The sequence below is a fragment of the Psychroflexus aurantiacus genome (assembly GCF_010820555.1).
In the GTDB taxonomy this organism is placed as follows: domain Bacteria; phylum Bacteroidota; class Bacteroidia; order Flavobacteriales; family Flavobacteriaceae; genus Psychroflexus; species Psychroflexus aurantiacus.
This window is the reverse complement of the sequence record NZ_JAAIKD010000003.1, coordinates 95,833-115,458: the sequence shown is the minus strand read 5'-3', so window position 1 is coordinate 115,458 and position 19,626 is coordinate 95,833. Positions and strand designations below refer to the sequence as shown.

18 protein-coding genes and 2 tRNA genes are annotated in these 19,626 nt (G+C 41.9%); 11 read left to right on the top strand and 9 right to left on the bottom strand.

The features are described 5' to 3' along the window. Positions 1-70: 70 nt before the first annotated feature. On the bottom strand, positions 71-1,831 hold the full coding sequence (locus G3567_RS05945) for an ABC transporter ATP-binding protein (protein WP_164004421.1): 1,761 nt from the start codon (positions 1,829-1,831) through the stop codon (positions 71-73). A gap of 184 nt (positions 1,832-2,015) precedes the next feature. Here G3567_RS05945 and nusB point away from each other — a divergent pair, with 184 nt between their 5' ends. From nusB to G3567_RS05910, 7 genes are all read left to right on the top strand, one after another. Then, positions 2,016-2,957: a transcription antitermination factor NusB gene (gene nusB / locus G3567_RS05940; protein WP_164004420.1), complete on the top strand. Its 942-nt coding sequence runs from the start codon at positions 2,016-2,018 to the stop codon at positions 2,955-2,957. Between the two features lie 45 nt (positions 2,958-3,002). Beyond that, positions 3,003-3,479, top strand: coding sequence for a DUF1573 domain-containing protein (locus G3567_RS05935; protein WP_164004419.1), 477 nt, complete (start codon positions 3,003-3,005; stop codon positions 3,477-3,479). 3 nt (positions 3,480-3,482) lie between these two features. Continuing rightward, on the top strand, positions 3,483-3,788 hold the full coding sequence (gene yajC / locus G3567_RS05930) for a preprotein translocase subunit YajC (RefSeq protein WP_164004418.1): 306 nt from the start codon (positions 3,483-3,485) through the stop codon (positions 3,786-3,788). 86 nt (positions 3,789-3,874) lie between these two features. Then, positions 3,875-4,435: a thioredoxin family protein gene (locus G3567_RS05925; RefSeq protein WP_164004417.1), complete on the top strand. Its 561-nt coding sequence runs from the start codon at positions 3,875-3,877 to the stop codon at positions 4,433-4,435. 93 nt (positions 4,436-4,528) lie between these two features. Beyond that, positions 4,529-4,846 (top strand): thioredoxin, encoded by a 318-nt coding sequence (trxA, locus tag G3567_RS05920; RefSeq protein ID WP_164004416.1) that lies wholly within the window; start codon positions 4,529-4,531, stop codon positions 4,844-4,846. Between the two features lie 67 nt (positions 4,847-4,913). Next, positions 4,914-5,843: a DUF58 domain-containing protein gene (locus G3567_RS05915; protein WP_164004722.1), complete on the top strand. Its 930-nt coding sequence runs from the start codon at positions 4,914-4,916 to the stop codon at positions 5,841-5,843. Positions 5,844-5,927: 84 nt separating this feature from the next. Next, positions 5,928-6,001 (top strand) — tRNA-Asp (locus tag G3567_RS05910). A 245-nt stretch (positions 6,002-6,246) separates the two neighbouring features. Here the strand turns inward: G3567_RS05910 and G3567_RS05905 are convergent. Next, a complete protein-coding gene (locus tag G3567_RS05905; RefSeq protein WP_164004415.1) occupies positions 6,247-6,555 on the bottom strand; it encodes a hypothetical protein in 309 nt (102 codons plus the stop codon). A 197-nt stretch (positions 6,556-6,752) separates the two neighbouring features. On the opposite strand from G3567_RS05905, the gene G3567_RS05900 reads away from it, so the two are divergent. Continuing rightward, the gene (locus tag G3567_RS05900; RefSeq protein WP_164004414.1) at positions 6,753-7,889 is read left to right on the top strand and encodes a serine hydrolase domain-containing protein; all 1,137 of its coding nucleotides are present in this window, start codon (positions 6,753-6,755) and stop codon (positions 7,887-7,889) included. On the opposite strand, the gene G3567_RS05895 is transcribed toward G3567_RS05900, so the two are convergent. Then, on the bottom strand, positions 7,890-8,165 hold the full coding sequence (locus tag G3567_RS05895; protein WP_164004413.1) for a YciI-like protein: 276 nt from the start codon (positions 8,163-8,165) through the stop codon (positions 7,890-7,892). It abuts the gene before it with no gap. A gap of 200 nt (positions 8,166-8,365) precedes the next feature. Here G3567_RS05895 and G3567_RS05890 point away from each other — a divergent pair, with 200 nt between their 5' ends. Beyond that, the gene (locus tag G3567_RS05890; RefSeq protein ID WP_164004412.1) at positions 8,366-10,336 is read left to right on the top strand and encodes a hypothetical protein; all 1,971 of its coding nucleotides are present in this window, start codon (positions 8,366-8,368) and stop codon (positions 10,334-10,336) included. Positions 10,337-10,557: 221 nt separating this feature from the next. Here the strand turns inward: G3567_RS05890 and G3567_RS05885 are convergent. Continuing rightward, positions 10,558-10,642 (bottom strand) — tRNA-Ser (locus G3567_RS05885). A gap of 340 nt (positions 10,643-10,982) precedes the next feature. On the opposite strand from G3567_RS05885, the gene G3567_RS05880 reads away from it, so the two are divergent. After that, the gene (locus tag G3567_RS05880) at positions 10,983-11,993 is read left to right on the top strand and encodes a M28 family metallopeptidase (RefSeq protein WP_164004411.1); all 1,011 of its coding nucleotides are present in this window, start codon (positions 10,983-10,985) and stop codon (positions 11,991-11,993) included. A gap of 155 nt (positions 11,994-12,148) precedes the next feature. Here G3567_RS05880 and G3567_RS05875 read toward each other — a convergent pair whose 3' ends face one another. The 3 genes from G3567_RS05875 to G3567_RS05865 are packed head-to-tail and all read right to left on the bottom strand — an operon-like array spanning position 12,149 to position 15,754. Further along, positions 12,149-12,766: an L-threonylcarbamoyladenylate synthase gene (locus G3567_RS05875; protein WP_164004410.1), complete on the bottom strand. Its 618-nt coding sequence runs from the start codon at positions 12,764-12,766 to the stop codon at positions 12,149-12,151. A gap of 34 nt (positions 12,767-12,800) precedes the next feature. Beyond that, the gene (locus tag G3567_RS05870) at positions 12,801-13,436 is read right to left on the bottom strand and encodes a potassium channel family protein (RefSeq protein WP_164004409.1); all 636 of its coding nucleotides are present in this window, start codon (positions 13,434-13,436) and stop codon (positions 12,801-12,803) included. Then, positions 13,436-15,754, bottom strand: coding sequence for an ATP-dependent helicase (locus tag G3567_RS05865; RefSeq protein ID WP_164004408.1), 2,319 nt, complete (start codon positions 15,752-15,754; stop codon positions 13,436-13,438). Before G3567_RS05865 ends, G3567_RS05870 begins: the two co-directional genes overlap by 1 nt. 138 nt (positions 15,755-15,892) lie before the next feature. On the opposite strand from G3567_RS05865, the gene G3567_RS05860 reads away from it, so the two are divergent. Further along, positions 15,893-16,417 (top strand): DUF7935 family protein, encoded by a 525-nt coding sequence (locus G3567_RS05860; RefSeq protein WP_164004721.1) that lies wholly within the window; start codon positions 15,893-15,895, stop codon positions 16,415-16,417. On the opposite strand, the gene G3567_RS05855 is transcribed toward G3567_RS05860, so the two are convergent. Then, positions 16,414-18,492, bottom strand: coding sequence for a M1 family metallopeptidase (locus tag G3567_RS05855; protein WP_164004407.1), 2,079 nt, complete (start codon positions 18,490-18,492; stop codon positions 16,414-16,416). The two genes, G3567_RS05860 and G3567_RS05855, sit on opposite strands and share 4 nt — an antisense overlap. Before the next feature lie 55 nt (positions 18,493-18,547). Further along, on the bottom strand, positions 18,548-19,615 hold the full coding sequence (locus G3567_RS05850) for a putative type IX sorting system protein PorV2 (protein WP_205521199.1): 1,068 nt from the start codon (positions 19,613-19,615) through the stop codon (positions 18,548-18,550). Positions 19,616-19,626: the final 11 nt, after the last annotated feature.

The following is a 19,626-nucleotide window of genomic DNA, read 5'->3' as shown; positions in this document are numbered from 1 at the left end:
GTTTGTTAAATAAGATTAATATAAGGTTTGTTCAAAAGTCTTAAAAAAAATTAAAAACGCAAATAAATTTTCAATTTTCTTTTTCTGAAAGTTGTTTTTGATACAGGTCTTTATAGTAACCCTTTTGATCGATAAGTTCCGTGTGCGTGCCTTCTTCTTTAATTTTACCTTCATCCAGTATGATGATGTGGTCGGCATTTTTGGCTGAAGAGGCACGGTGACTGACAACGACTGAGGTTTTATTGTCGGAGATTTTGTTCAGTTTACTGAATATTTCTTCTTCTGTTTCTGTATCCACGGCAGACAGACAATCGTCGAACAAGACGATTTGCGGATCTTTAATGATGGCCCTGGCTATGGAAACCCGTTGTTTCTGACCTCCGGAAAGCGTGATCCCTCGCTCTCCCAGGACGGTATCATAGCCTTTGCTGAATTCAATGATGTTTTTATGAACAGCTGCGTTTTTGGCTGCATTGATGATGTCTTCTTCGGTAGCATCGGCCTTCCCGAACTTTATATTGTCTCGTATGGAGCTGCTGAACAGAAAAGCATCCTGAGGAACGTAGCCCAATTGCTGCCTCAATCCATTCAAATTATAGCTTTCAATAGGTTTGCCGTCGATTAAAATTTCACCTTCGTCCACATCGTATAGGCGCCCAATCAATTCCAGGATCGTAGATTTTCCGGATCCCGTTTTGCCCATGACGGCCAGGGTTTCCCCTTTGTTCACTTTAAAGGATATATTCTTTAAGGCTACAATATTGGTGTCTTCGTAAGTGAAACTCACATTTTTAAATTCGATTTCTCCTTTGATGTCTTCAGAAGAATTCGGCGAATGGTTTTTGACATTTGGCGTTTCACTCAAAAATTCATTGATGCGTTCCTGCGAGGCTTCAGCCTGTTGTACCATAGATGTAATCCAGCCTACAGAAGCTACCGGCCAGGTCAGCATGTTCACGTAAAGCAAGAATTCCACAATAACCCCTACGCTTTCTATTTTGCCATCGATGTACTGCATTCCGCCAAAGTAAATCACAAATAAGTTACTAAACCCAATCAATAAAATCATGAGCGGGAAGAAAAAGGCTTCCACTCTAACCAGGCTGATATTTTTCTCCTTGCTCTGATTGGACAATTCCACAAAATCAGAATTGAAACGGCCTAAGATTCCGTAGGATTTAATCACAGCAATTCCGCTAAAACTCTCCTGAGTATAAGTGTTAAGTCGGGAAAGGAACTGCTGTATTTCTGCACTTCTTTTGTTGATGGCGACGCTCAGTTTATAAATGGCAAACGAAAGTATAGGAAAGGGCACCAGGGTATATAGGGTAAGCATGGGAGCGGCTTCTATCATAAAATAAATCACGACCACAAAAAGCGTTAGCGTTTGTACACCATACATCAGGGCCGGGCCTAAATACATTCTTACTTTGGATACATCTTCAGAGATCCGGTTCATCAGATCACCGGTTCGGTTTCGTTTATAAAAATCCAGGGACAAATTCTGATACTGGGTATAAACCTCATTTTTTAAATCGTATTCAATAAATCTGGAAACGACAATAAAGGTTTGGCGCATCAGGAAGGTGAGGATGGCAGAAGCTAAAACAGCACCCATGATAAGGCCTATATTGATGAGTAATTCTTCTTTGACTTCTGCGACACTGGTGATTTCACCATTCACATATTGTTCTATAGCCGTGGTGGAGTCGCTGATAAGCTGGGGAGTGAAGACAGAAAACACCCGTGCGCCTATAGTGATGATAAAACCGAGAACCAATCTGCCTCGGTACTTGTATAAGTATTTATTTAGACTAAGAAGAGCCTTCATCCACGTTTCTTTTTGAAGTTGCAAATGTAATCAAAAGACTGGATAGCCCTTTGATATAACAAAAGTTTAAATATCTGAACCCTGAGGATGCGGGCTTATTTCATTTTGTTTTTAAAAAAACCAAAATAGGCTTCTAACTCTTCTTTTTAATATTATTTTTGCGCTAAATTTCTATAACCTACACATGCTAACAAGAAGACATATTCGTGCAAAAGTGATGCAATCTTTGTATGCTTTCCATCAGGGCAGTAAGGACTCCATGCAGGCTGAAGAGAAATTCCTGAAAAAGAGCACAGAAGATATGTACAATCTGTTTCTTCTCAATTTGGAGCTCTTGGTTAAGGTCAGAAGTCATGCCGAAGACTATTATAAGATTGTGAAGAAGAAATTTCTGGCGACAGAGGAAGAAAAAAACCCCAATAAGAAGTTTATCAATAATCAGCTGCTTCACAGAATTGCAGACTCCAATGCTTTAAGTGAGCTTATAGAAAGTAAAAAGCTGAACCACTGGTACAAGGATGATGAATACCCGATTTTAATTTGGAACAAAATCCTGGAATCCGATCTTTACGCGGATTATATCTTTACGGAAACCAGCAGTTTTAAGGAAGACAAGGAATTTGTCGTGGACATTTTCAAAAAAATCATTGCCCCGAATGATGATCTGTATGATTATTACGAAGATCACAATTTAACCTGGATAGATGATTTTCCCATTGTGAATACCACCTTGCTCAAGTTTCTTCAGAAGCAGAAAGAAAGCGACGAGGTGTTAAACATTCCGCGTCTTTACAAAAATGTGGAAGACGAAAATTTTGCCAGAGAGCTATTCACTAAAACGCTACTTGCGGATGAACAGTTTTCTGAAATCACAAAAAACAAAACCCCCAACTGGGATCAGGACCGGATTGCTGAAATTGACAGCATTCTTATAAAAATGGCTTTGTGTGAATTTATCAAATTCCCGTCTATTCCTGTAAGAGTAACCATCAATGAATATTTGGAGCTGGCCAAGGAATACAGCACCCCCAAAAGCAGTACATTTATAAATGGCGTTTTGGATACGGTGTCCAAAGAATACCAATCCAATGGAAAAATTAATAAAGTCGGCAGAGGCTTAATGTAATTCCCTAAATTGTCATATTTTTGAATTAAATTAAAATTGTTACACATGAAAAAGTTAATGTTAGCTTTAGTTGCCATAGCAACATTGTCGTTATCAGCTTGTAAAAATAAAGCTGCCGACAAAGTAGACGAATCCAAGAAAGAGATAGCAGAGCAGCGCGATGCCAAAGCAGAAGAATTTCCAGTGATGAAATTCGATGAAGAAATGCATGATTTTGGTACTGTGGAAGAAGGTGAAATCGTAGAACATACCTTCGTCTTTACCAATACAGGTAATGCTCCACTTATCGTTTCTGATGCTACTGCAAGTTGTGGCTGTACGGTACCAACCTGGACGGAGGGTGCTATCGCTCCTGGAGAAAAAGGAGAGATGCTGGTTAAATTTAACACCAGAGGCAAACCAAACCAGCAAATGAAAGCGGTTAGAATAGTTGCTAACACTGAGTCTGGAAGAGAAACGATCAGAATAAAGGCTTTCGTGAATCCTCAAAATAGTAACGCTGGATCCCCAGTAAGACAATAACACATGGATCAATTAGGAAGTTTATTACCGTTAGTTTTAATATTTGTTGTGCTTTATTTTTTTATGATAAGGCCTCAGATGAAAAAACAGAAAAAAGAAAAGAATTTTATTGAATCGATAAAACGTGGAGATAAAGTAGTTACCAAAAGTGGTTTGCATGGGAAAGTCGCAGACATGAGCGAAAAGCTTGATGCTGTGATCCTGGAGACGGGCGCTGGTAAAATGACCTTCGACAAGTCTTCTTTATCCTATGAGCTTACTGAAAAAGTAAACGCTCCGGCGAAAGATACCAAATCAGAAAAAAAATAGTTTTTTTTTGAAAATAACAGGATTTTAAAGCTATCGGTATTCGATAGCTTTTTTTATTTAAATTTGACTGACCTAATAACAACAACATGGCATTAACCTCATCCAGTATGCTGGATCTTGGAACCAAAGCTCCAAATTTTGAACTCCCGGATTCTATATCCAGAGCTGTGTATTCACTTGACCAGCTCAAAGGCGAGAAAGGAACTGTAATTATGTTTATTTCCAACCATTGTCCTTATGTAAAACATGTGAATGAAGAGATTGTGAGGCTGGCTAATGATTACAGAATACTTGGATTCGGCTTTGTAGCCATTTCAAGTAATGATGTAAAAGCCTATCCGCTGGATCATCCGGAGGAGATGTTTAAGGCGGCAAGACAGCTCAATTACCCCTTTCCTTACTTATACGATGAAACTCAGGACGTGGCAAGAGCTTATCAGGCGGCCTGTACGCCAGATTTCTTTGTATTTGATGAAGCTTTGCGGTTGGTGTACAGGGGACAGCTGGACGATTCAAGACCTAAAAACGGCATTCCAACTTCTGGTAGAAGTATAAGAGAAGCCCTGGATGCTTTATTGAACAACAGAGCAGTTTCTAAGCTTCAAAAACCGAGCATGGGGTGCAATATCAAGTGGCGGACTTATTAAATAAGCCTTATAGAGTCTTAAATAAGATTAATTAAGATATAATTAAGTTCAATATTCCAACACAAAAGCTAATTTTGTATAAAACATATAATTATGGCATTAGAAATAACAGATAAAGATTTTCAAGAAAAAGTTTTAGAAAGCGACAAACCCGTGCTGGTTGACTTCTGGGCAGCCTGGTGTGGACCCTGCAGAATGGTAGGCCCAATTATTGATGAATTGAGCACTGAATATGAAGGTAAAGCCGTTATTGCGAAAATGGATGTTGATCAAAACCAAGAATTTGCAGCTAAGTTTGGCGTCAGAAATATACCTACGGTTCTTTTATTTAAAAATGGAGAACTGGTGAATCGTCAGGTTGGTGTTGCTCAAAAAGAAACTTACAAGGAAGCTATTGATAGCGCCCTGTAATTAATAATAAAGAGAATTACATTTAAAGGCTTGGTTCACGACCAGGCCTTTTTTATGAGTACATATGATGGATATCCAGAGAGTTCTTCGCGAATCTAAACTGACCAATCTTCCTTTGCTGGCCTCACAGGTGGTCGAGGGCTTTATTTCGGGAATTCATAAAAGCCCCTTTCACGGGTATTCTTCTGAATTTGCAGAGCATAAACTCTACAATACAGGAGAAAGCACCAGGCATATAGACTGGAAGCTTTATGCCAAAACCGACAAGCTCTACACCAAAACCTATGAAGAGGAGACCAACCTGAGGTGTCATTTTATCCTGGACCAGTCGGCGTCCATGTATTATCCCGAAGTGGTTTCACCTTCCTTGACTCAGCTGGATAAGCTGAGCTTTTCTGCCCTCTCCATAGCGGCTATTATGCAACTGCTCAACAAACAGCGCGATGCTGTGGGATTGACTGTTTATGATGAGGGACTCAGGTTTCAGGCCACAGAAAAGGGGAGTGGTCTGCATTACAACAGGATTTACAATGCACTTGAAGAATGCATCAATACTCCTCAGCCAGGTTTAAAGACCAACACCTATCAATTCCTGCATGAAATCGCTGAAAAGCTAAAACGGCGTTCCCTGATTTTTCTTTTTACCGACCTGCTGCAGCCGGAATTGCCTCGTGCCGATCTGTTTGAAGCCTTGAGACATCTCAAATACAATAAGCATCAGGTGGTCCTGTTTCACACCCTGGATCATAAAACGGAAGTCAATTTTGAATTCGATGAAACACCCAAGCGATTTTTTGATATGGAGACCGGAGTCAAAATCGATTTACACACGCATCAGATTCAGAAAGCATACACTGAACAGATGACAGAATTCATCCGGGAAGTGAAGCTGATATGTGCCAAATACAGGATAAGATACGTAGAAGCAGACATCCGCGGAGATTTTGAAAAAATATTATCGGCTTACTTAGTTGAAAAACAGAAGCTAAAGTCTTAAAGGCTTTTTTTGTTGAATTATTTTCCTCAAACATGTTTGTGTAATTAAAAATTGGGTTTATATTTGCACTCGCAATTAAGCAACGGTCTGGTAGTTCAGTTGGTTAGAATACCTGCCTGTCACGCAGGGGGTCGCGAGTTCGAGTCTCGTCCAGACCGCTTTAATTTCCACGAAAGTGAAAATTCTTTAAGAAGTTGTGTTGTGAATGTGTCAAAGCATTCTTAGGTTTAGAATTATAAACCGCTAGAAGTCTTTCCCAACAGGAAGGGCTTTTTTATTTGCAATAGTTTTTGAATTTCTCTGTTTTCTTCCATTAGTCAAATTGTCAACTTTTTCTCTCCAAAAAGGTAGCTATACGGTACCTAAAAATAACTCTAGCACCCACTTTTTATAGTAACCATGTTCAAGTAATAAAATCGACCTGCTGCCCGCTTCTGAAAGGGACATTGCGCAGGGCATTAATCAAGCCGTAAGAGGCAGAGGGGATTAGCGCATTTTGGGAGGCAGGGCTGTTAATCAATTTTCCAAACAGTGACTTCATCTCTAGGGCCGGCTCAAAGAAATCGGATTCTTGGATAGAGGTAGGATCCGTTTTTCTTAAGAGGCCCACAATTCCGGCCCTTTCAACAGATTTCAGATTAGGAGACATATAGGCCCCGTTCAGATAATGTAAATTTTCAGGAAGGCTAAAAAGATGGCTTTGATTTTTCATCGATGCAGGTTTCAGGTCAAGGATTCTAATATATATTAAAAACTTCGTGGATTAGTTAAAACAAATAAAACCTATTTCAGCTTAGCCTGATTTTAATTTGCTTTACTATTTTAGCGAAATTTAAAATTTATTAAGCTTGCTCAACTCTAGTTCGGGTTTTATAAATAACTTGACTGGTTAATCCTAAACTATTCAACATGAAAATTGTATTCATATTCACCTGTGTTTTTCTGTTTTGTTCAAACATCGGGTTCGGACAGTACTACCCGGATCAGGACTGGGAGCGGAAATCTCCCCAGTCCTTACAGATCAATGAAGTGCTCCTGGATTCTGCGGTTAGCATCGCCTCGCAATACGAGAATGCCGTGGACAGGGATTTGAGAATCGCTATTTTAGAAGCTTTTTCCAGAGAACCTGACTTTGAAATTCTAGGGGAAACCAAGGAACGCAGCGGACCGGCCGGCCTGGTGATTAAAGATGGTTATATCGTGGCCGAATGGGGAGATATCGAAAGAGTAGATATGACCTTTAGTGTAGCTAAGAGTTACCTGTCTACCGTAGCTGGATTGGCCTTGGATCGCCAGCTGATTCACAGTTTGAATGATAAAGCACATGAATATGTCTGGGACGGGACTTTCGACGGCTTGCACAATCAAAAAATAACCTGGGAGCATTTACTCACCCAGTCTTCAGACTGGTCCGGACAGCAGTTCGGGCTTTTCGACTGGGCAGATCGACCTCCCGGAGAAGGCTCCATTGACGACTGGAGAGCAAGACCACTCTATGAACCAGGCACGCATTACAAATACAATGATGTAAGGGTTAATGTCCTGGCTTACGCCCTGCTTCAGGTTTGGAGAAAAACACTTCCGCAGGTCTTAAAAGAGGAAATCATGGATCCGATAGGCGCTTCTACCACCTGGAGATGGCTGGGATATCGCAACTCGTATGTGAATGTAGACGGTTTGCAAATGCAGTCTGTGAGCGGAGGAGGGCATTTCGGGGGAGGAATCTTTATCAATACCCTGGATCATGCCAGGTTTGGCTTATTGTTTCTCAGGCAGGGTAAGTGGGAGGATAAGCAGCTAATCTCAGAAAACTGGGTGGAAAGCATACAGAACTCTTCCCGGGCCAACCCGGACTATGGTTATTTATGGTGGAACAACAGTCAGGAAAGCTGGGAAGGCGTTTCCAAAACGGTGTATTATGCGGCCGGATTTGGAGGAAACTATATTATCGTAGACGAAGCCAATGACATGCTCGTGGTCACCCGCTGGATCGACAATTCAAAAATCGATGACGTGATGCGTTTATTGCAAAAAGCAGTCGAATAGTTAGCCGCCGGCAACGACGGTCCAGGGGCGAACACGCCATTCGACAATCAGTCCGTTTTGGACATAGGGGTCGTTTTTGGCGAAGTCTTCGGCAACCTTAGGATCATCGGCTTTAAAAATAAAAGCGCCGCCATCGGCGGGTTCAGCAAAGGCTCCTGCCATGAGTAAAGTTCCCTGTTCGTGTGCGGTTTTGATTAAGCTGAGATGCTCTTCCCGAAAAGGGGCTCTTTTCTCGATGTAGTCAGCTATGGCTTTGTAAAAAAGAATATAATGCATAGGAGTTGTTTTAGGCATGGAATACAAGTCGTATTGATGCGTCTAAAATACAATAAAAATGAATTGGGTTTATCCTGAATACGCCAAGACCTAAGTTTTAAAGTGTAAGGGTTAACTGAAAAAAACTAAAAACACTTGCTGAATTAAACACATGTGATTTTAAGGCTTATACAGCCTTGTTTAGAATTAAAATGAAGCTTATGAATACGATTAAAAGCAATTTTAGAACAAAAATCTTATCGCCTATGGCTATTCTCACTCTGGCCTGCATGTCCTTTTTGGGATGTGAGGATCTTGAACGTAAAACCTTTAAAGTTCAATTTGATAGTACTAAAAGGGTATCAGGTGAAAAATTTGCCCTTCGGGATATAAACCCTGATCTCGAGACCGACTGGAGTGACTATAATTTTGTGCTGCTTGAAATGAATATAAGTACGGCCCAGCGATTCCAGATTGGATTCACTACAAATTCCGGATATAATGAACTTCGGGTCATGAGCTATGCTCCCGGGGGCTGGATAAAACTGGCAATTCCCCTGAAGTTTTACAGGCAGCTCCCCGATGCGGCAAATGATATCGCAGCAACCATGAATCAGCCGCGATATACCGGCTGGTTTAATCTGGGAGGTGAGCGCGGCCCCCTCAAAGGCGTGGATTCTATCGGAATCCGGATGCATGCGCCCATTGGCAACCCTACTTTTGAATTGCGTGCTCTGAGTCTGCACCAAGAGGATCCCGGCGATGAGTATCTTGGCGAAACACCAATCGTCGATGAATTTGGTCAATCTAACCTCTTGGATTTTGAGAATAAAATCAAATCCCTTGACCAGTTAGAAAAAGACTGGAAAACCGAAGAAGCAAACTTAACAAAAGAAGAAGATTATAATTATTCAAAATATGGGGGATATCTGAATGCTAAAGTAGAAGGTACAGGATTTTTTAGAACTCAAAAGGTTAAGGATACCTGGTGGTTTGTGGATCCCGAAGGCCTTCGGTTTTTGTCTCTTGGGGTAGATTGTATTGCGCCGGGTAATGGCGGACAGGTGAACAGACTGGATAAGCGGGACCGGTCTTCTTTCCTAAAGACATTACCCCCAAAAGGTATAGGCTACGATCCGGATAAGCCTAATTCAGTGTCTTTTGGGACATGGAATTTACACCGGCGCTTTGGAGAGGATTTTCCTTCCAAATCCAGGGAAATGATTATAGAGCGAATGTCCAACTGGGGGATCAATACCATAGCCAACTGGAGCAGCAAGGAGGTGATAGACATGAATCAGAAACCATTTATGCTGCAACTTTCTGGGCTTGGGATTGAAGAGGGAGTGATGGGACTTGCCGATGTATACGCTTCAGATTTCCAAAGAAGAATAGAAGACGCTGTGAGGAAGACGGTTTCCCCTTACAGGGATAACAAATGGCTGATAGGCTATTTTACGGGTAACGAACCCTCCTGGCTGGGCCAGGAATCCAGGTTATGTGATTTGATTCTGGCTGAAGAGGATGAGAAACCAATCCGACAGGCTTTGGTGAATTATCTGGCAGAAGGCGATACGCCGGAAAGGCGTAAGGCGTTTATTTTTGATACGTTTAAAACATTTCTCCAGACTGTGGAAGCTTCCGTCAGGAAATATGACCCCAACCATCTTACCTTAGGAATACGTTTTGGAGAGGTTCCGGAGGACGAAATTTTAAAACTGTGTAAAGACGTTTTTGATGTATTTAGTTTCAATGCCTATGAAGTGGTTCCTCCAAAAGAAACGATGGACAGGATAAGTGAAGTGACAGATTTGCCCATGATTATTGGGGAATTTCACTCCGGAACGGTCAACAGGGGCATGGCTCAGGCCCTAGTTCAGGTGAAAAATCAGGAGGAGCGGGGTGTTGCTTTCAGGCATTATACCGAGCAGGCTTTTCATCACCCGGGCTTAATCGGGGTTGCTTATTTTCAATGGGCCGATCAGGATTTGACCGGAAGACGTTATGATGGCGAAAATTATAATTGCGGCATCGTGGATGTAACCGATCGGCCGTATCCGCATATGGTGGAGTCCATCAAAAAAACGGCAAAACGAGTGTATGAAGTACATGCCGGGAAATTACAGCCTTATGATCAGAAACCTTTAGGGGCTACCGGATATGAACTCATACCCGATCTGTGGAATGAATGACAAATGAATGAGGTGTGTTTTATAGATAGCTTTTTTCAGTTAACGCAATAAAAGGATTAGCAGCGTTGATCCCCCAATAGGTTATCCTGGTCAAGCATAGAAACCCCAATCAAGCTGGCGCTTGCTTTGCTTTTTTAATATCCTGCCTCTTACAAAAGCTCTGCTATTGACGCGACTGGATATTAAAAAACCCACAACTTTTGTTGCGGGTTTTCCTTTTGCGGAGAAAGAGGGATTCGAACCCCCGGAGGTGTGACCCTCAACAGTTTTCAAGACTGCCGCATTCGACCACTCTGCCATTTCTCCAGAAACCATTTGCATGGTTTTCTTTAGCGGTTGCAAATATACTAAGCTTTTTGGTTTCTCAAAAGTATTCGTCTTAGTTTTTGTAAAAATTATTCAGGGACTAAGGGTTTAGGTAAACTTCCTGACCAGATAAAGTTTTAGTTGAAATTGGCGGTTCAGGCTTTGCTGAAACTTTCAGTACATCCTGGCACAGGATTGGGTCTTTAAGTCACCAAAATGCCGGGAGAAATGTATCGCAGAGCTTAAAATATACCATGCACAAACACAAAAAAGATTTTTCCGGTGGTATTGTTTCCAAATCAGGGCTTTTCCTAGTATTTTAGCGTCAAACAAACAACACATGAAAAAAATAATACTACCTCTGGTTTTGGCTTTAAGCCTTGTAGCCTGCAAAACACAAAAGAAAGATGTCACTGAAGTCGATCCCATACGATTTTCAAAATCGATTACATCCTCAGAATTAAGCGATTACCTCTACACGTTTAGTTCAGATGAATTTGAAGGAAGAGAAACGGGTGAACCCGGACAGAAAAAAGCGGCACAGTATCTCAAGAATTACTACAGCAGCCTGAATATTCAAGGTGGCACTGAGGAAGCTGAGCCTTACTTTCAAATCATAGATTCTTCTTTTTTCAAGGGTAGATTTTCTTCCAGTGAAAACGTGATTGCTGTCATCGAAGGAAGCGAAATGCCGGAAGAATACCTGGTGATTACTTCGCATTATGACCATGAAGGCATTAAAAATGGTGATATATACAACGGAGCAGATGATGGCAGCTCCGGTTCTATGGCCATGATGGAAATCGCGGAAGCTTTTCAAAAGGCTGTAGAAGAAGGCTACAGACCTAAACGCTCGGTCGTGTTCTTACATTTAACCGGTGAAGAAAAAGGCCTTCTTGGTTCTAAATACTATACACAGTATCCTGTTTTTCCTTTGGAGAATACGGTAGCTAACCTTAATATGGACATGATAGGACGAGTGGATGAAGCTCATGAAAATAATCCCGATTATATTTATCTGATTGGCAGTGATAAGCTGAGTACAGAACTTCACGAGATTTCTGAAGAAGCCAATACCACCTATACCAATTTAAATCTTGATTATACCTACAACGACGAGAATGATCCCAACCGATTTTACTACAGAAGTGATCATTACAACTTTGCCAAATACGATATTCCAATCATTTTTTACTTTAACGGGGTACATGCAGATTACCACCAGCCTTCAGATACGGCAGAAAAAATAAATTACGAGGTGCTGGAAAAACGTGCTAAACTGGTATTCTTTACCGCCTGGGAAATTGCCAACCGCGAGGAAAGACCTTTTGTGGATAAGCCTACCTTATAAACAACTTTCAATTCAACATCTTAAAACGGCAACTCTATCGGGTTGCCGTTTTTGGTTATATGGAATCTTCAAGGCAGAAGAGCCTTCAAGAATTTATAAAATTTAAAGGATTAGCTTCTCCTGATCTGAATCGCGGGAAGTTATTCGTTTTTTGATTAAATCTCTGCGGAACCTTTTCCCTGTCGGATGAGTTCGGGTTCGGGCTGAGTCAAATCGATGACCGTAGACGGCGTATTATCCCCATAACCTGCATCTATAACAATATCCACAAGCTTATCCCATTTCTCTACAATGAGTTCGGGATCGGTGGTGTATTCCACCACATCGTCATCGTCTTTTATGGAAGTTGAAATAATCGGATTTCCCAGGTGATGGACGAGCATTTGGGCAATTTTATTGTTGGGAACCCGTATGCCAACTGTTTTTTTCTTTTTGAAAACCGAAGGTAAATTATTGTTTCCCGGAAGGATAAAGGTGTAAGGCCCGGGCAGGTTTCTCTTCAAAATTTTGAAGGTGGCGGAATCCAACTGAGCTACATATTCCGAGAGATTGCTTAAATTCTCACAGACAAAAGAGAAATTGGCTTTTTCCAGTTTCACACCCTTGAGGCGAGCTATTTTTTCTAAGGCTTTGGTGTTGTTGATATCACAGCCAAGTCCGTAAACGGTATCGGTAGGATAAATGATTAAGCCTCCGTCTTTTAAAACCTTAACGATGCGTTTTATTTCTTTTTCTGAAGGATTGTCTTCGTAAAGTCTAATAAGTTCTGCCATAAGTTTCAGTTTTAGTTAAGCCTAATTTACAAAATTATTCACCTAGTGATGACTTTTTTTTGACGGTATTTACTTTATCGGTGATGTAAGATACGATGGCACCAAAGATCGCAATCCCATTAAGAATCAAAATACTGGCTGCCAGTTTACCGGCATTGGTCACCGGATAATAATCGCCATAGCCTACGGTGGTAATGGTGATATAACTCCACCACAACGCATCTTCAGCGGTTTTGATATTGCCAGCCTCCTGTTCGAGGTATAACACCAGGGTAGAACTCAAAATCAAAATCATGGTCGACATAAAGACTATCAGGCCATACAGGCTGGCTTTTTTGTTTTTGATGATGAAGGTGTGAATCATTTTATAGGCTCTCAAAATTCTAATAATCCTGACCACCCGCAATATTCTAATGTAACTAAACTCTGACATCACCGGGATGGAAGACAGTAAATCCAGCCAGCCGTAGGTCAAAAAATACGTCCAGCGTTTTTTTCGTTTGATCAGTTGTGCAAAGAAATCATACAGAAATACGATGCACAATCCAAAATCGTAATAATGGATGAGTTGATATAATTCTGAATCTTTGTCGATAAAAAACGTAAGACTTAAAAGTAGGATACTTAAAATAGAAAGTAAAGCGACAATAAGTTTGGTGACTGAATTCATCAAGAAATGATTTTAAGCTTGGCGAACTTTAGGATAAGGTTCTTTACGCCACCATTTTCAAATTTTATAGAGGCTTTTTTATCCATGCCGGCGCCTTCCACATTCAAAACTTCACCTTGTCCAAACCGGCTGTGTTCTACGATCTGTCCGGCGTCGAGCTGAATGGGTTTAGCGCGTTGCAGATTCGAGTTTTCTCCTTCCGGTTTTAGTTTTCGAAGTCGCTTCAGCTGCTGTTCCGAAGGTTTATGACTTGGGGGCGGCGTGCCGTTGGAAGGCTTGGTCTGTCGTAATTTGCTTTTGTCCACCTCGTCAAAAATATCTTTATCGATCAGGGATTTATAGCGATAATCATCCTTAGGAATCATATAATCCAGGTACTGATCGTCTATTTCCTCAATAAACCGGCTGGGTTCAGCATCTATGAGTTTCCCCCAGCGGTAGCGGGAAAGCACATAGGTGAGGTAAGCTTCCTTTTCGGCACGGGTTAAAGCCACGTAGAACAAACGCCGTTCTTCTTCCAGTTCAGATCTTGTGTTCATGCTCATGGCAGAAGGGAAGAGGTCCTCTTCAAGCCCTACGATGTAGACGTAAGGAAATTCTAGCCCTTTGGCCAGATGAATGGTCATCAGTGCCACACGGTCTTCATCTGCGGTTTCCTTGTCCAGATCGGTGGCCAGGGCCACATCTTCCATGAATTCCGAAAGGGATCCTGTGGCATCCACCAGTTCTTTCTGACCTTCCACGAAATCGCTGATACCATTTAAGAGCTCTTCTATGTTTTCAATTCTGGCAATACCCTCGGGGGTGCCGTCTTTCTTGAATTCCTGGAGCAATCCAGTTTTTTTGGCTACGATTTCAGTAATCTCAAGCGCATTTAGCTTCTCATTTTGAATCTGAAAACTTTTGACCATGTTCACAAAATTGATCAGCTTGGTTTGTGTCCCCCTGTTGATCTTGAGATCCAGCTTGGCGATGTTTTCAATAATTTCAAAAATCGTTCGCTTGTAATGATTGGCTGCCAGCGTGAGTTTATCTATGGTGGTTTGTCCAATTCCCCGGGAAGGATAGTTGATGACCCGTTTCAAAGCCTCTTCATCTTTTGGATTGATGATCAGTCGCAAATAGGCCAGAACATCCTTGATTTCTTTACGCTGATAGAAAGACAGGCCCCCGTAAATTCGATAGGGAATGTCCTTACGGCGTAAGGCATCTTCAATGGCCCTACTTTGGGCGTTGGTTCTGTATAAAACGGCGAAATCCCCATTCTTGGCGCCTTCCTGCATGCGTTTTTCGGTTACCGAACTGGCTACAAACCGGCCTTCTTCAGCATCGTTGACAAGGCGGTTGACGTGAATTTTGGAGCCATCCAGGTTTTCAGTCCAGACGACCTTATCCAGTTTGGTTTTGTTTTTTTCGATGATGGAATTGGCCGCCTCAACAATGTTTTTGGTGGACCTGTAATTCTGTTCCAGTCTGTAGGATTTCACATCTTCGTAATCCTTCTGGAAATTTAAAATATTATTGATGTTCGCCCCACGGAAGGCATAAATACTCTGCGCATCATCGCCTACCACACAAATGTTCTGATAACGATCGCTCAGTGCTCTTACAATCAGGTATTGAGAATGGTTGGTATCCTGGTACTCATCTACCAGAATGTATTTGAATTTCTGCTGATATTTGGCCAGAACATCCGGAAAACGGGTTAACAATTCGTTGGTTCTTAACAGTAAATCGTCAAAATCCATGGCACCGGATTTGAAGCACCTGTCCACATATTCCTGGTAAATATCTCCCATACGCGGCCGTTTTGCCATCGCATCTGCTTCCTGCAGTTCCGGATTTTGATGGTAAGCTTTTACCGTGATTAAGCTGTTTTTGAACGAGGAAATCCGCGACTGAATCTGCTTGTACTTGTAAATGTCTTTGTCGAGATTCTTTTCCTTGATGATTGTCCTGATGAGCTGCTGGGAATCGTTGCTGTCGTAAATGGTGAAATTGGACGGGAAGCCCAATTTATCCCCTTCAAACCTCAGGATTTTAGCAAACACCGAGTGAAAAGTCCCCATCCACAAATTTTTAGCCTCAGGCCCAACGATTTGTGAAATCCTGTGTTTCATTTCCCTTGCAGCCTTGTTGGTAAAGGTAAGTGCCAGGATATTAAAAGCATCCACACCTTCGCTCATCAGGTAAGCAATTCTATAGGTCAGTACTCTCGTTTTTCCAGATCCGGCGCCAGCAATGACAATCATCGGACCGTCTTTTTGTAAGACAGCCTCACGTTGAGCTTCGTTCAATTGTTCAATATAATTCTGCAAGAAATGAGTTTTTTAAGATTATCACTTTTACTTCAAAATTAGTCAATTTGAAGGCATATTTTATTCGATCCGCAGTAAAATTAATTCAGAAAAACTTTTAGTTGTCTAATATAATTATATTTGAATCAAAACTTAGGAATGACCTCTATGACAGAATTTTTAAATTACCTAGCTTACTTACTGCCTGCAGTTATCGTTGGCGGTATAAGCTACTACTTTTTTAAAACTTTTGTAGACCATCAAAAAGAAATGCAGTACCTGGAATTAAGAAAGGAAAACAGGAGAGAGGTTTTACCCTTGAGGCTCCAGGCTTTTGAACGTTTAATTCTCCTGTTGGAACGCATAGCTCCGGGGCAGCTTCTCGCGCGGGTGAAACCTGTCGGGGAGGACAAATTTGACTATCAAAATCTGCTTATTGCCTCTATAGAGCAGGAGTTTGAGCATAACCTGGTACAGCAGGTTTATGTGAGCCAGAGGTGCTGGGATGCTGTCAAAGCGTCCAAAAACTCAACGATTTCCCTGATTCGTAAGGCCGCCGTGAGCGACACGATTACCGATGCTCAATTGCTAAGGGAAGTGATTCTAACCGATTTGATTGATAAATCTACGCCGAGCGATACGGGCATTGCTTTTCTGAAAAACGAAATTAAAAAACTGTTTTAATAGCGGTTGTTGAAAAAGGTTTTCTCTTTCAATGAAAACTCATCCACCAAATTTAGAATGGCTTTTTTATGCCGTTCAGACTCCATCAGGGTATCCAGGAGCTCTCTGCTGAATTTTTTGAACTGCCACACCGGATGAAAAACGCCTTCCATCAGGTCTTTATAATTCGCTTCTGTAAACGTATCGATTTGATATAAATATCCAAAGGCATGTTGTCTGATTTGATAGGGATACCCCGGGTTTGTGTAACTGCTTAGCGCTTTAAACACCGCCGATTTCTGTTCAGGCTGGTAATCCGGGGTGACCAAATTCAGGGTTAACCAAAGCAATTTTACGTTTTTATCCTGAAAGCCACCAATAGCCAAGGTTTGGTCCAGGTAGTCAGATCTTTTTTCAGGAAAAGACATCCACAGGTGTAGCAAGGCTCTTTCAATCGTTAGATAAGATTTGTCTTCCAGCAGGCTTTCATACGCGGTTTTAAGTTCCTTGGGAACCTTCTTAAGCGAACTGGCTACGGCCTGTCTCACATAGAGGTTATTGGTGTTAAGGGCTTGTTTATATAAAGGCAAGGCTAAGTTCAAATCCTCTCCATTCAACTGGTACACCGCTTCCTGGCCCAGGTACTCATTCACCGGAAAATCGAGTGCTTCATTCAGCAGCTCCTGCTTTAGAGTCAGTCGGGTTTCACGAAATGCAGCCAGTTTCATATACTCTTGTACAAATTCATTTTTCTTTAAAAACTCAAGGCTTTCACGGGACTGGAATGCCTTTTGGTCAAGCCATCGCTTTCTGAAATCAGTAAGGGGTTGCCCGAAGGCCAGTTCCACTTCACTGATAAAATCCTCAGTCGTTACATTTTCATAAGCATGTTTCCTCAGGTAATTTTCAACGGTTGTATCAAAGACCTCATCTCCTACCAGCCCTCTCAAAATAATCAGCGCCCAGGCTCCTTTTTGGTAGTAGGTGAGGGAAGAGCCTCCGGTGTTAACCAAAATCTGGCCCTTGCCCGCATCACTCAAGGCTTTGAGCTCTTCGGCCGTTTTATAAATTTTGAAATAATAATAGTCTTCTCCAAAGATTTCCCGTTCGGCCTCCAGCGCATAAAAGGTAGCAAAGCCTTCGTGAAGCCAGTGGTGTTTGGACGAGGTTTCGGTCACCAAATTCCCAAACCACTGGTGCGCCAGCTCATGGGCCTGCACGTTCACAAAACTCCGGTCGTTGGCGCCAATCTCATCGACTACAAATTCTTCAGAAAAGATATTGAGCGTGGTATTTTCCATGCCCGCATACAAAAAATCTCTGACGGCTACCTGTTTGAAATTTTGCCAGGGATAGTTGATGTTGATTTTGTTTTCCAGAAAATTGAAGATAGCGTCATGCTGCTGAAAGGTAGATTTCACTTTATCACTATGTCTGGTTTCAAGATACAACTGAAGCGGAGTCCCCTTTTTACTTTTGGTGGTCGTTCCTTTGAAGTCTCCCATGGCAAAAGCGACCAGGTAGCTGCTCATAGGCTGTTTCATTTCGTAACTCCACGACTTATGATTTAAGCGAGATCTTGTATTCGCCAGCTTTCCATTGGCTATAACTTCATAATTCTTAGGAGCCAGGTAGGTGATATTAAAAATGAGCTTGTCATTCATATCATCCAGACTAGGTAACCAGTGGGAGGTGTATTTTCCCTGGCCTTGCGTCCATACCTGAGAAGGGTAGTCTTTTAAATCAGAATCAAACCCGACAAAGTAAAGAGCCTGCCGGGGTTTGGCTTCATAAGTAAACTCAGCGGTATAATTCTCGCCTTTTTGGAAGTTGCTGGTGATCCAGAGTTTATCATGTTCCACAGTTATTTTAAACGAACTTCCTTGCGAAGCTTTCACGGTCATGTTTACCGCATCCAGGTAGACGGAGTCGGTGTCCTGAAGCGCTTTAAACGACACCTGAACTTGTCCGTTTACCTTAAAATGGACCGTATCCATTTCAACTCTAGCGTTTATTTCCAGAAAGTCAACCTTCTCAGTTTGCTGGCCAAAACAAAGGCCGGCGGAGAAAAGTATAAAAAATAGGGATTTTAGCATGGGTCAAAGTTAGGATTAAAATCAAAAAAAGAGAAATCAATGCCCAGGTTTTAGATCATCTAAAAACAGACCAGTCCAGTTTCAAAGAAAAGACATTGGAATAGAGGGCCAGACTTTGATCACCGATATCGGTGAGCGCGTAATCAATTTGTATGCCTTTGTATTTAAAGCCTACACCAAAATTTGGCTGAAAGCCAACTTCAGTTCCATTTCTGCCGAGTTGTTCAATATTCTGAAAGTTGCCCACACCGCCGCGTAAGTAAACCAAATCGATATAACCCACTTCAAAACCGAAGGCAGGAGTCATGCTCATAGCCCCGGAAGAAACAAGATCATTGGTTTGTGCAAACCGGATATCCAGATTTAAGGAGGTCGTGAGTTCAAAATCCCTGTGAAGGCTGGAGGTTTTAGCCATGCCGAGCTGAAGTTTGGGCAAGGTGATTTCAGAAGCTTCGGGGACCACCTGATTTTGGCCTTCAACGGCATCCCGTATGCTAGCCAGTTCAGTGTCATTAAAGGTCCAGGTATTGTACGTGGTGGTGATGTCTCTTGCCATGGCTCCAAAAGACCAGGAATTTTTTTGAAATTGAATTCCTGCATCAAATCCAAATCCCCAGGCTTGGGCAAAATCACCGATTATTCTTCTGATCACTTTAGCATTCACGCCATAAGAAAAGCCTTCCAGAGGCAGATTTCTGGCATAGGATAGAGTGAAGGCATAATCGGCATTGGAAAACAAGCTGATGCGGTTATAGTCTATATTGCCCTGCTCATCGATGAGTTGGGTGGTGTTTAAAATATCATCCACACCAAAGCGGATTACGCTAAAGCCAACGGCGCTTTTGCTGTCGAGCGGCATAGCGCCTGCCACATAATTATAAGTAGCGATGTTTGCAAAATAATTGGCGTGCATCGCCGAGACCTGGTTGTCTTCCAGGTGAACCAGGCCGGCCGGGTTCCAGTAGCCTGAATTCACGTCCTTCGTCGTCGCGGTCACAGCATTGCCCATACCAAAGGCAGCGGCATCTACACCAATACTTAAAAATTCGTTGGAATATTTTGCAGTTTGCGAAAAAGCAGATAAAGTAAATATAAAAATCAATATGAAGCCGAACCTCTTCAATACGCTAATTA

Excerpts from the sequence above, each read along its gene's own strand:
- G3567_RS05915 (WP_164004722.1), top strand. The coding sequence starts at position 4,914 with ATGGATATCCAGAGAGTTCTTCGCGAATCTAAACTGACCAATCTTCCT.
- G3567_RS05905 (WP_164004415.1), bottom strand. The coding sequence starts at position 6,555 with ATGAAAAATCAAAGCCATCTTTTTAGCCTTCCTGAAAATTTACATTAT.
- G3567_RS05870 (WP_164004409.1), bottom strand. The coding sequence starts at position 13,436 with ATGAATTCAGTCACCAAACTTATTGTCGCTTTACTTTCTATTTTAAGT.
- G3567_RS05925 (WP_164004417.1), top strand. The coding sequence starts at position 3,875 with ATGGCATTAACCTCATCCAGTATGCTGGATCTTGGAACCAAAGCTCCA.
- trxA (WP_164004416.1), top strand. The coding sequence starts at position 4,529 with ATGGCATTAGAAATAACAGATAAAGATTTTCAAGAAAAAGTTTTAGAA.
- G3567_RS05855 (WP_164004407.1), bottom strand. The coding sequence starts at position 18,492 with ATGCTAAAATCCCTATTTTTTATACTTTTCTCCGCCGGCCTTTGTTTT.
- G3567_RS05900 (WP_164004414.1), top strand. The coding sequence starts at position 6,753 with ATGAAAATTGTATTCATATTCACCTGTGTTTTTCTGTTTTGTTCAAAC.
- nusB (WP_164004420.1), top strand. The coding sequence starts at position 2,016 with ATGCTAACAAGAAGACATATTCGTGCAAAAGTGATGCAATCTTTGTAT.
- G3567_RS05860 (WP_164004721.1), top strand. The coding sequence starts at position 15,893 with ATGACCTCTATGACAGAATTTTTAAATTACCTAGCTTACTTACTGCCT.
- yajC (WP_164004418.1), top strand. The coding sequence starts at position 3,483 with ATGGATCAATTAGGAAGTTTATTACCGTTAGTTTTAATATTTGTTGTG.
- G3567_RS05890 (WP_164004412.1), top strand. The coding sequence starts at position 8,366 with ATGAATACGATTAAAAGCAATTTTAGAACAAAAATCTTATCGCCTATG.
- G3567_RS05935 (WP_164004419.1), top strand. The coding sequence starts at position 3,003 with ATGAAAAAGTTAATGTTAGCTTTAGTTGCCATAGCAACATTGTCGTTA.
- G3567_RS05945 (WP_164004421.1), bottom strand. The coding sequence starts at position 1,831 with ATGAAGGCTCTTCTTAGTCTAAATAAATACTTATACAAGTACCGAGGC.
- G3567_RS05895 (WP_164004413.1), bottom strand. The coding sequence starts at position 8,165 with ATGCATTATATTCTTTTTTACAAAGCCATAGCTGACTACATCGAGAAA.
- G3567_RS05880 (WP_164004411.1), top strand. The coding sequence starts at position 10,983 with ATGAAAAAAATAATACTACCTCTGGTTTTGGCTTTAAGCCTTGTAGCC.
- G3567_RS05875 (WP_164004410.1), bottom strand. The coding sequence starts at position 12,766 with ATGGCAGAACTTATTAGACTTTACGAAGACAATCCTTCAGAAAAAGAA.